This window comes from Cellulosimicrobium sp. So1_17 (assembly GCF_055181235.1).
The window spans coordinates 1,486,523-1,499,525 of record NZ_CM143702.1 but is presented as its reverse complement, the minus strand read 5'-3'; the positions used below and the strand labels follow the sequence as shown (position 1 = coordinate 1,499,525).

At 72.8% G+C, this 13,003-nt stretch carries 6 protein-coding genes; all 6 read left to right on the top strand.

What is annotated here, in order from left to right; all coding sequences use genetic code 11:
• Nucleotides 1-432: 432 nt before the first annotated feature.
• The 6 genes from ACZCLJ_RS06705 to ACZCLJ_RS06680 all read left to right on the top strand — a co-directional run bounded on the left by ACZCLJ_RS06705 (nt 433) and on the right by ACZCLJ_RS06680 (nt 13,002).
• Nucleotides 433-2,238 carry an ABC transporter family substrate-binding protein gene (locus tag ACZCLJ_RS06705; RefSeq protein WP_463105883.1) on the top strand — a complete coding sequence of 602 codons (1,806 nt, stop codon included), beginning with the start codon at nt 433-435 and terminating at the stop codon, nt 2,236-2,238.
• 196 nt (nt 2,239-2,434) lie between these two features.
• The gene (locus ACZCLJ_RS06700; protein WP_463105882.1) at nt 2,435-3,955 is read left to right on the top strand and encodes an ABC transporter permease; all 1,521 of its coding nucleotides are present in this window, start codon (nt 2,435-2,437) and stop codon (nt 3,953-3,955) included.
• Nucleotides 3,956-4,066: 111 nt separating this feature from the next.
• Nucleotides 4,067-5,065 carry an ABC transporter permease gene (locus tag ACZCLJ_RS06695; protein WP_251153231.1) on the top strand — a complete coding sequence of 333 codons (999 nt, stop codon included), beginning with the start codon at nt 4,067-4,069 and terminating at the stop codon, nt 5,063-5,065.
• A complete protein-coding gene (locus ACZCLJ_RS06690; RefSeq protein ID WP_463105881.1) occupies nt 5,065-6,888 on the top strand; it encodes an ABC transporter ATP-binding protein in 1,824 nt (607 codons plus the stop codon). Before ACZCLJ_RS06695 ends, ACZCLJ_RS06690 begins: the two co-directional genes overlap by 1 nt.
• Before the next feature lie 73 nt (nt 6,889-6,961).
• Nucleotides 6,962-10,189, top strand: a complete 3,228-nt coding sequence (locus ACZCLJ_RS06685) for an FtsX-like permease family protein (RefSeq protein WP_463105880.1) — start codon at nt 6,962-6,964, stop codon at nt 10,187-10,189.
• The gene (locus ACZCLJ_RS06680; RefSeq protein ID WP_463105879.1) at nt 10,186-13,002 is read left to right on the top strand and encodes an FtsX-like permease family protein; all 2,817 of its coding nucleotides are present in this window, start codon (nt 10,186-10,188) and stop codon (nt 13,000-13,002) included. Before ACZCLJ_RS06685 ends, ACZCLJ_RS06680 begins: the two co-directional genes overlap by 4 nt.
• Nucleotide 13,003: the final 1 nt, after the last annotated feature.

Here is a 13,003-nt window from a genome sequence, read left to right as displayed (position 1 = left end):
CGACGACATGCGGTGGAGCTCCGCTTCGACGTCTGACGACAGCCCACGAGGCCGTCCGGATCCTGCGCCCGCGTACGCCCGGGCGGCCTCAGTCGTCCGTGGCGAGACGTCGGGCACCGGTCTTGCACCTCGCCACATCGTGAGAACGCGTGATGCACGTCACGGCACGTCGGCGCGTGTTTCGGGGCCATTTCCCCGCGATTTCTCCCGCGAAGCGGTGGCGTACCGCCCAGTATCAACTCGGTAACGATCGCCCTCCGCAACCGGGCACATGGGAGATCTGCCGCAACTTGGTAGGTAGCGTTGCTCGAAACCGTGGTGGGCGTCACCCGACCGCGCGCACCGGCACTACGTCCGGGCAGCGTGACGGCGGGGCGGCCGAGGGCGACATGACGATCGAGGCCGTGCTCACCATCCCTTGGAGGAGGAACATTGAAGATCAGGCGCACGAGCGCTGCCATCGCGGTGGCGGCCACGGGAGCACTGCTGTTCTCAGCGTGCTCGAGCCCCGCGGGGAACGACGAGGAGCCGGAGTCGACGGAGACTTCCGAGGCTGCCGAGGTCGACCCGGACGACCCCTGCAAGCAGGACACCGGCGCCACGGAGACCGCTGACGGCAACGTCTCGTTCTCCGTGGGCGAGGACGAGTTCCTCGGCTACAACTCGGTGACCCCCGAGACCTACTCGACGTACAACAGCGTCGTCACCGAGCGCATCCTCGGCGGCTTCTGGTACTTCGGTGTCGACGGCACCATCTGCCACGACGAGACCTTCGGCACCTACGAGGTGACGAACGAGGACCCGCTGCAGGTCACGTACACCATCGCTGACGACGCGGTCTGGTCCGACGGCACGCCCGTCACGGTCGCCGACTTCGTGCTCAGCTGGGGTGCGCAGTCCGTCCCGAGCGAGGAGGACCCCGCGACCGGGCTGTTCAACCACGTCTCCGGCCTGACCTACGGCGAGTACGTCCCCGAGGGCCCCCAGGGCGACGCGGACGGCAAGGAGTTCGTGCTCGACTACCCGACGGTCTACGCGGACTGGGAGATCCAGGTCGAGGCGCCCATGCCGGCGCACGTCGCCGCCGAGCAGGCGGGCGTCACGACCGAGGAACTCGTCACGGCGATCCGTGACCGCGACTACACGGCGCTCGCGCCCATCGCGGAGTTCTGGAACACCGGCTGGCTCTCCGCCTCCGGCGAGCTGCCCGACGCGGCGCTCGTGCCGTCGTCCGGCCCGTACGCCTTCAAGGAGAACGGCTGGACCGCCGGCCAGTCCCTGACGCTCACGGCGAACGAGGAGTTCTGGGGCGCCCCGCCCGCGACCAAGGAGCTCACGTTCCGCTTCACGGCCGCGGACACGCACGTCCAGGCGCTGCAGAACGGTGACCTCGACGTCATCGAGCCGCAGGCGACGGTCGACACGCTCGGCCAGCTCGAGGCGATCGGCGACTCCGTCACCGTCGTCACGGGCTCGTCGCTCACGTGGGAGCACCTCGACTTCAACTTCCGCGAGGGCAACGTCTTCGCCGACAGCCTGCCGCTGCGCGAGGCGTTCGCGCTGTGCGTGCCTCGCCAGCAGATCATCGACAACCTCATCGCGCCGATCAACCCCGACGCGGTCGTCATGAACGCTCGTGAGGTCTTCCCCTTCCAGGAGAACTACGAGGCAGTCGTCTCCGAGTCGTACGACGGTCGTTACGACGAGGTCGACATCGACGCGGCGAAGGCCAAGATCGCCGAGGCCGGCGTCACGACGCCCGTCACGGTCCGCATCGGCTACTCCGCGCCGAACCCGCGCCGTACCGACCAGGTCTCCCTCATCAAGTCCAGCTGCGACCAGGCCGGCTTCGAGATCCAGGACGTCGGTGCTGCCGACTTCTTCGACAACACGCTGCCGAACGGTGACTACGAGGTCGCGCTCTTCGCGTGGGCCGGCTCGGGCCAGATCGCCTCGGGCCAGAACATCTACGCGACGGGTCAGCCGCAGAACTACGGCGAGTACAGCGACCCCGTCGTCGACGAGGCGTGGGACACCCTCGCGTCCTCGGTCGACCCCGAGGTCCACCTCGAGCAGACCAAGATCATCGAGAAGCAGCTCTGGGACACGCTGTTCGGCATCCCCGTGTTCGCTCACCCCGGTGTCGTGGCCTTCAACTCGGACCTGCAGAACGTCCGCGACACGGCGACGCAGAGCACGGTCGTCTGGAACGCGGAGCAGTGGGCCCGCGCCAGCTGAGCGTGACCCGCTCGCGGTAGCACACGCTCCGTGAGCTCGCTCCGACCGAGCACCCTGTGGGGCAGGAGGTCCTCCTCCTGCCCCACAGAGGTGCTCGGACGGGCGATGACGGAATACGTCCACCGGTGGCATACAGTGATCTGCTGTCCCACACGGAGCAGGCGCCCGACCGGCGCCAGGCTTGAAGGGTAAACCCGTGCTCAGATTCATCCTGCGGCGCATCGGGATCTCGTTCCTGGTGCTCCTCAGCGCGTCATTCCTCCTGTACATCATGGTGATCAACTCGGGCGACCCCCTCGAGGATCTCCGGGAGTCGAACGCAGAGAACCGTGACCAGCTCATCGCTGCGCGCACGGCGTTCATGGGCCTCGACGACCCGTGGTACCTGCGGTACTGGAACTGGCTGCGCGGCATCCTCGGCTGCGTCACCCTCAACTGCGACTTCGGCGTCGACCGGACCAACCGGGACGTCGGCGTCCTCCTCGGACAGGCCGCGAGCTCGACGTTGCGCCTCGTGGTCCTCGCGACGATCCTCGCGATCATCGTCGGCGTCGCCCTCGGCATCCTCACCGCGATCCGCCAGTACTCCGGCTTCGACTACACCGTCACGTTCGGCGCCTTCCTCTTCTTCTCGCTCCCGGTCTTCTGGGCCGCGGTGCTGCTCAAGGAGTACGGCGCGATCCGCTACAACGACTGGATCTCCGAAGGCCTGGTGAGTCCACCGGCGATCCTGCTGATCGCCGCGCTGCTCGGGTTCGTGCTGCAGGCCGTGCTCGGCGGGGACCTGCGGCGCAGGCTCCTCACCGCCGGCGCGACGTTCGTCTTCGCGACCGTCGTGATGTTCGTCTTCAACGCGATCGACTGGTACCGCAACCCGTTCATGGGGCCGGTCGTCGTCACCCTCTTCGGAGCCGGTGCGGCCGTCCTCGTCACGTCCCTCGTGACGGGCCTCGCGAACCGCCGCGTGCTCTACGCGACGCTGACGACCGTCGTCGTCGGCGTGGCCTCGTACTTCGCCTTCGCGGGGATCCTCGTGGAGCCGAGCGGCTGGCTGGTCCTCGTCGGGCTCTTCGTGCTCGCGATCGCGCTGTCGATGCTCGTCGGCTACCTCTGGGGCGGCTACTCCCGCCGCCAGGCGATGTTCGCGTCCACCGTCACGGGCATCATCATGAGCGTCCTCATCGTCGCGGACGTCGCGATGGCCCACTTCGCGAGCTTCCTCGACCTCAAGTCCCGCCCGATCTCGACGATCGGCTCCGAGACGCCCAACTTCACCGGGGGGTTCTGGGAGTCGTTCCTCGACAAGGGCGCGCAGCTCCTGCTCCCCACGATCCTGCTCACCCTGATCTCGGTCGCGTCGTACAGCCGCTACACGCGCTCGTCGATGCTCGAGGTCATGGGCCAGGACTACGTGCGGACGGCCCGGTCGAAGGGCCTGTCCGAGCGCGCCGTCATCACGAAGCACGCGTTCCGCAACGCCCTCATCCCCATCACGACGATCGTCGCGTTCGACTTCGCCGGCCTCATCGGCGGCGCGGTCATCACCGAGACGGTGTTCGGGTGGAAGGGCATGGGCGAGCTGTTCAAGACCGGTCTCGACAACGTCGACCCGAACCCCGTCATGGCGTTCTTCCTCGTGACGGCGGTCGCTGCGATCTTCATGAACATGCTCGCGGACATCGCCTACGCGTACCTCGACCCGCGGATCCGGCGGTGACCGGGATGGCGACGGCACGCATGACGGACCAGCCGGCGACCACGGCCGGCACGCAGACACCGAGCGGGCGCACGACCTGCACGCCCCGCGCAGCGACACCCGGAGGCCGGGATGAGTAACGACGACCGCGCCCAGAGGGGCGACCAGTCCTTCGAGGTGATCCCCACGGTGCAGGGGATCGACGCCGAGGGGTCGAAGTCGACGGCGATCGCCGTCGGGTCGGACCCCCACGACGACAAGTCCTACAGCCAGGGCCAGCTCGTGCGCCGCCGGTTCTTCCGGCACAAGGGCGCGATGGCTTCGCTCGTCGTGCTCGCCGTGGTCTTCGTGGTGGCCTTCACGTCGATCGGCATCGGCCCGATCCCCGGGTGGTGGCCGCACGACTACTCGCTCGCGGGCACCGTCGTCGACGGCGGGCGGCCCTCGTGGGCGCACCCCTTCGGGCAGGACACCGTCGGCAAGGACTACTTCGCCCTCGTCATGCGCGGGACGCAGCAGTCGCTGATCATCGCCCTCGGCGTGGGCCTCATCTCCACGATCCTCGGCACGCTCATCGGTGCCCTCGCGGGGTACTACCGCGGGTGGATCGAGGCGCTGCTCATGCGCATCACCGACCTGTTCATCATCATCCCGCTCCTCGTCTTCGCGGCGGTGCTGGGCAAGATCGCGGGCGGCGGCATCTGGGCCCTCACGGTGGTGCTCGGCCTCGTCACCTGGACCGGGCTCGCACGGCTCGTGCGCGGCGAGGTGCTGTCCCTGCGCGAGCGCGAGTTCGTCATGGCGGCGCGCGCGGTGGGGACCGGACCGGGGCGCATCATCACGAAGCACATCCTGCCGAACGCGATCGGCGTCATCATCGTCTCGGCGACGCTGGCCATCGCGTCCGCGATCCTCCTCGAGACGTCGCTGTCGTACCTCGGCTTCGGCGTGCAGCCGCCCGACACGTCGCTCGGCCTGCTCATCTCGCAGTACCAGAACGCGTTCACCACGCGCCCGTGGCTCTTCTGGTGGCCGGGCGTCATGATCCTCACGATCGCGCTCTCGGTGAACTTCCTCGGCGACGGGCTGCGCGACGCGTTCGACCCCCGCCAGAACAGGAGCAAGGGCTGATGACGACGATCGACATCTCCGCCGAGGACTCGGCCGGCTTCCGCTCGGACGCCGTCCTGTCCTTCGAGGACCTCGACGTCCGGTTCGGCACCGAGTTCGGCACGGTCCACGCGGTCAAGGGCATCACGCTCGACGTGCGGCCGGGCGAGGTCGTCGCGCTCGTGGGCGAGTCCGGCTCGGGCAAGTCCGTCACGTCGATGACGGCCCTCGGCCTGCTGCCCAAGAACGCCAAGGTCGCGGGCACCATCCGCGTCGGGGACAAGGTCGTGAACGACCTCGACCTGCGCGGCCTGCGGCGCATGCGCGGCAACGACGTGGCCATGGTGTTCCAGGAGCCCATGACCGCGCTGAACCCGGTGCTGACGATCGGGGACCAGCTCGCCGAGGCGCTCCAGCTCCACGGGATCGCGTTCGGCAAGCAGGCCGACGCGCGCGCGGCCGAGCTGCTGCGCATGGTCGGCATCCCCGAGCCCGAGCGTCGGCTCAAGCAGTACCCGCACGAGCTCTCCGGCGGTCAGCGCCAGCGCGTCGTCATCGCCCTCGCGATCAGCTGCGACCCGAAGGTGATCATCGCCGACGAGCCGACCACCGCGCTCGACGTGACGGTGCAGGCCGAGATCCTCGACCTGTTGCGCTCGCTCAAGGACAAGCTCAACACGGGCATCCTCCTCATCACGCACAACATGGGCGTGGTGGCCGACATGGCGGACCGCGTCGCCGTGATGCTCAAGGGCGACCTGGTGGAGATGGGCACCGCGGACCAGGTGCTCAACCACCCGCAGCACGAGTACACGCGGAAGCTGCTCGGGTCCGTCCCGCACCTGGGCTCCGGCCCGGGGCAGTTCGGGACCACGACCGAAGACGTCATCGACCACGTCACGGACGCGGCCGAGGTGCCGGCGCTCGACCTGCGCAACCTCGTCATCGAGTACCAGCGCCTCGGCAAGCCGCCGTTCCGCGCCGTCGACGACGTGTCGTTCCAGGTGCGCAAGGGCGAGATCGTCGGTCTGGTCGGCGAGTCCGGCTCGGGCAAGTCGACGATCGGGCGCTGCGCCCTCGGGCTCATCCCGGCGGCGAGCGGGTCGGTGTCGATCTTCGGCGACGACTTCGGCCGCATGAGCAAGTCGCAGCTCAAGGCCATGCGCAAGCGGATCGGCGTGGTGTTCCAGGACCCCGCGGCCTCGCTCAACCCGCGCATGCCTGTCGGCGACTGCATCGCGGAACCGCTCGTCGTCCACCAGGTCGGCGACCCGAAGGCGCAGCAGGCGCGCGTCTACGAGCTGCTCGACGCCGTCGAGCTGCCCCGCAGCGCGTTCAACCGCTACCCGCACGAGCTGTCCGGCGGGCAGCGCCAGCGCGTGAGCATCGCCCGCGCGCTGACGCTCGACCCCGAGCTGCTCGTCGCGGACGAGCCGACGTCGGCCCTCGACGTGTCCGTGCAGGCGAGCGTCCTCCAGATGTTCACCAACCTGCAGGAGCGCTACCAGTTCGCGTGCCTGTTCGTGAGCCACGACCTCGCGGTGATCGACCTGCTCGCGCACCGCGTCGTCGTCCTGCAGAACGGCAGGATCGTCGAGCAGGGCCTGCGGGCAGACGTCCTGCACGACCCGCGCGAGGAGTACACCAAGCGGCTCATCGCAGCCGCCCCGGTGCCCGAGCCGGGCGAGCAGCGGCGTCGTCGCGAGGCGCGTCACGCCCTGCTGGCATCGCTGGGTGAGCAGGCCACCGAGCTGCGCGACCCCGTCACGCCGTTCGAGCCGCTCGCCCCCTCCGCGAATCCCGAGGGCAACGCGTCCCTCCGCGGGGGCGGCTTCCCCGGCTGACGCACGACCGGGCCGGCGCACCGTGCGCCGGCCCGGCCCGCCGCACGACGCCACCCGAGGAGGGGTGCCGCAGGTGAGAGCACGAGCGCTCGCGCGCCGACGCTCCCGCGCGCAGACGGGCCTGCTCACGACGATCCTGCTGCTCGCGGCGATCATCGTCGCGACGGTAGGGACGACGATCGGCTACGTCCAGTCGTCGGCCACGGCGGGCGCCCGGGACGCGCTCGACAGCGCCACGCCGAGCGCCCGCGCCGTCCAGGTCCAGACCCGTGTCGCAGCCGACGCGCAGGCGCAGGACGCCCGCGTGCGGGAGGTGGTCGCGCGCGACCTCTCCGGGGTCCCCGTCGAGGTCGAGCGGACCGTGCGCACCGAGCCCCTGCCGGTCGCGGTGCAGACGCCGGACGGCGGGGTGTCCGCGGCCGAGGAGCCCGTGCGGACCGTCCTCGAGGTCGACCCCGCGCTTCCCGAGGCAGCGGAGCTCGACGGCGCCTGGCCGTCCGCGCCGGACGAGACCGCGGTGCAGGCCGACGCCGCGGCCGCCCTCGGCGTCGTGGCCGGTGACGTCGTCGTCGTGGATCGCTCCGAGACCGACCCGGGCGCGGAGCCCGGCACGGAGCTGACCGTCGTCGGGACGTGGCGTCCCACGGACACGGGCGACTCCCGCTGGTTCGACGACCCCCTCTCCGTCGGGGGCGTCGACGGCTCCGTGCTCGGACCGCTCGTCGTGACGCCCGAGGCGCTCGACACCGTCGACACGACCCCCTTCGTGCGCTGGACCGTCGTGCCGGACGCCACGCGGGTCGACCCCGCGGACCTCGCGGAGATCGCCGCCGGGGCGACCGCGCTGCGTGGCGGCCTGCGTGACGACGACGCCGTCGCCGTGCGCGGCCTGACGGTCGCGGGTGAGCTCGGGGCGACCGCCGCCGAGGCGCGGGGCGCGCTGCGTGCGGCGAGCGCCGTCACCCTCGTCCCGGTCCTCCTCCTGCTCGTGGTGAGCGTCGTCGCTCTCGTCCAGGTGGCACGGCTGCTCGCGCAGACCCGTGCCGGCGAGACCGGGCTGCTCGTCGCGCGCGGCGCGTCCACGCGACAGCTCACCGTCGTGGCAGGGGTCGAGGCGGCCGTCGTCGTCGGCCTCGGCGCGCTCCTGGGCGGTGGTGCGGCCCAGCTCGCCCTCACTGCGAGCGACGCGGCGGCGCGGGCTACAGGCGCCCCGTGGGTCGTGGCGGGGGTGGGCGCGGTCGTCGGGACCGCGCTCGTGACGGGAGTGGCGTGGTGGCACGCACGCGCCGTCGCGCGGCTGCGCCAGGTGGACCGTTCGGGCCGCCTGCGGGTCGCGGCCGCCGGCACGCTCGTGCTCGCGCTCGTGGTCGCCGGGCTCTGCCTGTGGCAGCTCCTGCGCTACGGCTCGCCGCTCGTCGTGACGGGCACGTCGACCCAGGTGGACCTCCTCGCGGTCCTCGCGCCCGCCGCGGTGCTCGTCGCGCTGGCGATCGTGGCCACCGGTGTCCTCGGCCCGGTCGGGTCGCTGGCCGAGCGTCTCGCCGCTCGGGGGAGCGGGCTCACGGTTCCGCTCGCGGTGCGCCAGCTCGCGCGTCGGCTCGTCGTCGTCGCGGTGCCGGTCGTCCTCGTCGTCCTCGCGGCCGGGTCGGGGACGCTGGCGGGCGCGTACGCCGGGACGACCGGGTCCCTGCGGACCTCCGTGGCGGAGCTGCGCACCGGGGCCGACGTGCGCGTGGTCACCGACGGCGCCGTGACGGTCGCCGGGACGAGCAACCCGCCGCTGGTCGCGGACTACGCGGCGCTCGACGGCGCCTCGGGCGCGTCGAGCGTGCTCGACGTGCCCGGCGTGCTGGGGGAGGACCCGCTCGCCCTCCTCGCGCTCGACGCCGACGCGGCGGACGACGTGGTCGCGTCGGTCGACCCCGCCGAGCTCACGGCGGGTCTGCGTGGCGACACGGCCGACCTGGGTGTCCCGCTCCCGGACGGGACGGAACGCCTCGCGCTCGACGTCACCGCGTCGGTCGCCCCCACGGTCGAGATCACCCCCGAGCAGCCGTACTACTGGTACGACGTCCACCAGGCCCGGGGGCTGCGCGCCGTCGCCTGGGTGGTCGACGGGTCCGGCGCGCTCAACCAGGTGCCGCTCGGCGAGCTGAGCGTCACCTACGCGCCCGACGTCGCGGCCGACGTGACGTCGACGCCGACGACGCACACCCTCACCGGGGAGCTGCCCGGTCCGGGGACCTGGCGCCTCGCCGCGGTCGACCTCGTGCTCGGGACGCCCGGCATGGCCGGCCGCGCGTCGGTCACGCTCGACGCCGCGCGCGCCCTCGCGCCCGCGGGCGAGGAGCACGTCGAGCTCGAGGGCGGCTGGGAACCGGTGACCGCGCTCGTGCGCGACGGGCTCGCGGAGATCGAGCGGGCGGAGCCCGCAGGGTTCTCGGCCGCCCTCACCACGAACGGGCTGCCGCTCACGCTGCGGCTCCTCCCCGGCGGCGACGAGGCACCGCCGTCCGTCCCCGTGACCGTGCCCGCGCCGCTCGCGGGACGGTACGAGCTGGCGTCCGGGGACGAGTCCGTCGTCACGGTGTCCGGCATCGACGTCCCGGTGCGCGTCGCGCAGGTCGTCGACGTGATCCCCGGCGCGGTGGAGCGGACCGCCGTCGTCGCCGACCAGGCGACCCTCCTCCAGCACCTCCTGCGTGTCATGCAGGCGGTGCCCCGGGCGGACGAGTTGTGGCTCGGCGCGTCCGGCGACGCGGCGGCGCGCGACGACCTGGCCGCGGCGGCGCTGGCGCTCGCGCGCGACGAGGGCGGCGCGGACGCGACCGTCGCCGTCGCGGGCGCCGAGGTGGGACCGGACGTGTCCGCGCCGGTCCGCGTCGCCTTCTGGCTCGCGGCGGTCGGCGCGGTCGTGCTCGCGCTCGCGGGCGTCCTCGCGGTCGCGCTGGCGCTCCTGAGGTCTCGCCGCGCCGAGGTCATGGTGCTGCGCGCGCTCGGCATGCCGTCGGGGGCGCAGTCCCGGGGGCGGGCGCTCGAGCTGGTCGCCGTCACGGGGACCTCCGTGGTCCTGGGCGTGCTGGCCGGGTGGCTCGTCGCGGCCCTCACCGTCCCGCCGCTCGCGCGTGCCACGCTCGGCGACGCGGCGGACGTCCTGCCCGTCCCGCTCGAGGCGTCCCTCGCACCCACGGCCCTGCTCGTCGGCGTGCTGGTCGCCGGGCTCGCCGGGGTCGCCGCCGTCGTGGCGGGGCGTGTGCGCGCCCAGGCGCTCGACGCCGAGTACCGGGAGGAGATCCGATGAGGCTCGCGCGCCTGACGTGGCGCCAGTTCGCCGCCCACCGCGCTGTCTCGGTCGCCCTCGCCGTCGTGGTCCTGCTCGTCGCGTTCGTCGTCACGGCGTGGCCGCGCGCGGTCGCCGCGACGAACACCGCGCAGGTCGAGCACGTCCTCTCGACGTCCACACCGCTGCAGCGCGACGTCATCACCGTGAGCCAGTCCCGACCGGACCTCGGCCCGGCCGAACCGCGCGGGAGCACGGGCCTCGACGCGGAGACGGAGGAGGTCTGGGGCGCGTTCGCCCAGGGGCTCACGACGTTGCGCGACGCGCAGCCCGAGCCGTTGCGCACCGCGCTGGGCGACCCGGCGTTCACGATCGAGGACGATGCGCGCGACCTCCCGCAGATCGCCGGCAACGACGTGCGCTTTCCCTCGGGGGCGCTCAAGATCGACCTGCGCCTGGCCGATCACGTCACCCTCGTCGCGGGGGAGTGGCCGGGCCCGGTCGAGGCGCCGGCCCCTGCAGACCCGCAGGACGGGACGGCCGCCGTCGACGCCGACGGGTCCGTGAGCGTCGTCGGACCCCAGGTGCTCGACGTCGTGGCCTCGGCCGAGGCGGCCGACGTGCTCGGGTGGTCGGTCGGTGACGTGCACGAGCTCGACGCGCTCACGTCCGTGCGGCTGACGGGGACCTTCGAGGCCGTCGACCCGACCGACGACTACTGGCAGAACAACCCGTACTCCGCGGCCCCGCAGGTCGTGGACGACCTCAACATGGGCCGGTCCGCGAAGACCGCGCTGTACCTCGATGCGGCGACCGCCGACGAGGCGTTCCTCCTCGACCCGACGACGCGTGTCTGGTACCCCGTCACGGGCGCGGGGGTGGAGTCCGACGAGGTGGCCCCCCTCCTCGCACAGCTGCGCGGCTTCACCGCGACCCCGCACCCCGTGGTCGAGGGCGGGACCTTCGTGCTCACGCCGTCGAGCGAGATGACGACCGTGCTGTCGTCGCTGCTCGCCCAGCAGCGTGCGTCGGCCGCGATCCTTGCCGTCGTCGTGGTGGGCCCGCTCGGTGTCACGCTCGCCGTCCTGCTCCTCGGCGCACGGCTCGTCGTGTCGCGACGTCGCACGTCGCTCGCGCTCCTGCGGGCGCGCGGTGCGTCGGGTGCCCAGCTGCGCGGGCTGATGAGCGCCGAAGGCCTCGCCCTCGGGCTGCCGGCGGCGGCGATCGGTGCCGCAGCGGCGGTCCTCGCGGTCCCGGCCGCCGACGGTGGCGGAGCCGTGGGTCCGGGCACGTTCGCGGCCGCCCTGCTGGCCGCGCTCGCCCCCGCGCTTCTCTTCGCGCTCACGACGTCTCCCGCCGGGCTGCGCGACACCCGGGCCGACCTCGGGACGACGCGCAGCCGGTGGCGCGGGCTCGTCGAGCTGCTCGTCGTGGCGGCGGCGGTCGTGTCCGTCGTGCTGCTCCTGCAGCGCGGCGTGACCGTCGGCGCGGCCGCCGACCCGTCCGGGTCGTCGGCCGGTGCGGCCGCCGGAGCGGTCCCGGCCGCGGCCCCGGGGATCGATCCGCTGCTCGCCGCCGCACCCCTGCTGCTCGCCCTGGCGACGTGCGTCGTCGTCCTGCGCGTGTACCCGCTGCCCGTCCGTGCGCTCGAGCGCGTGTTCCGCTCGCGGCGCGACCTCGTGCCGTTCCTCGGCGCGGCGCGGGCGGTGCGCGATCCCGCGGGCGGCGTGGTGCCCGCCCTCGCGCTCGTCGTCGGCGTGGCCGTCGCCCTCTTCTCCGGCGTGCTGTACTCCACGGTGCGGTCGGGCGTCGAGACGCTCGCGTGGGACACGGTGGGGGCCGACGTGCGCGTCAGCGGGCCGATCATGGACGACGAGGTCGTCGACGAGCTGCGGGCGGTCGACGGGGTCGCCGCGGTCGCGACCGTCACCGACGCGGGCGAGCTGCCCCTGCGCGTCGGCGTCTCGGGGGAGCGCGTCACCGTGCTCGCCGTCGACGCGGACGAGCTCGCCGCCGTCCAGGCGGACGTCCCCGGTGCGTCCGGGCTGCCCGAGGGCCTGGGCGCGTCGGGTGACCTCCTGCCCGTCGTGGTGTCGGACACCCTCTCGATCCGTGCCGGCGCGCGGGACGTGACACTCGTCGCGAGCACGCCGGCCGAGGTCGACGTCCTCGCCACGAGCGGTCCGGTGCCCGGGCTCTCGGCGCCGCGCGCCTTCGTCGTCGTGGACCGGGACCGGGCCGCCGAGGCTCTCGACGTCACGTTCCGTCCGCGCGTCGCGCTGCTCGCGCTCGACGACGGGGCGGACGTCGCCGCGGTCCGCGCGGCCGTCGCCGACGTCCTGCCGCAGTCCGCGATCACCAGTCCGCACGAGATCTCCGCGGACGCGCTCGGCTCGCCCGCCGCGCAGGGGATGAACCGCGCGTTCGTGGTCGCGATCGTCCTGTCCGGGCTGCTGTGCGCCGCCGCGGTCGTCATGACGCTCATGATCGGGGCGCCCGCGCGCGACCGGCTCGTCGCCGTCCTGCGCACTCTCGGGCTCGAGCGGCGGGGGACCCGGGGGCTCGTCGCCTGGGAGATCGGCCCCTGGGCGCTCGCAGCGCTCGTCGTCGGCGCCCTGCTCGGGCTCGCCGTGCCGGCGCTCGTGCTCGCGGCGGTCGACCTGACGCCGTTCACGGGAGGCGACGCCCAGCCGTCGCTCGCCGTCGACCCGGCGCTGCTCGGGCTCGTCGCGGGCGGGTTCGTGGTCGTGGTCGTCGTGGCGGTCGCGGCGTCCACCGCCCTGAGCCGGCGGACCAACCTCGCAGCGGAGCTGCGCATCGGTGAGGAGAGGTGAC

Bases quoted from the DNA above. Each gene is read 5' to 3' on its own strand.
- ACZCLJ_RS06680 (WP_463105879.1), top strand. From the start codon at position 10,186: ATGAGGCTCGCGCGCCTGACGTGGCGCCAGTTCGCCGCCCACCGCGCT.
- ACZCLJ_RS06690 (WP_463105881.1), top strand. From the start codon at position 5,065: ATGACGACGATCGACATCTCCGCCGAGGACTCGGCCGGCTTCCGCTCG.
- ACZCLJ_RS06695 (WP_251153231.1), top strand. From the start codon at position 4,067: ATGAGTAACGACGACCGCGCCCAGAGGGGCGACCAGTCCTTCGAGGTG.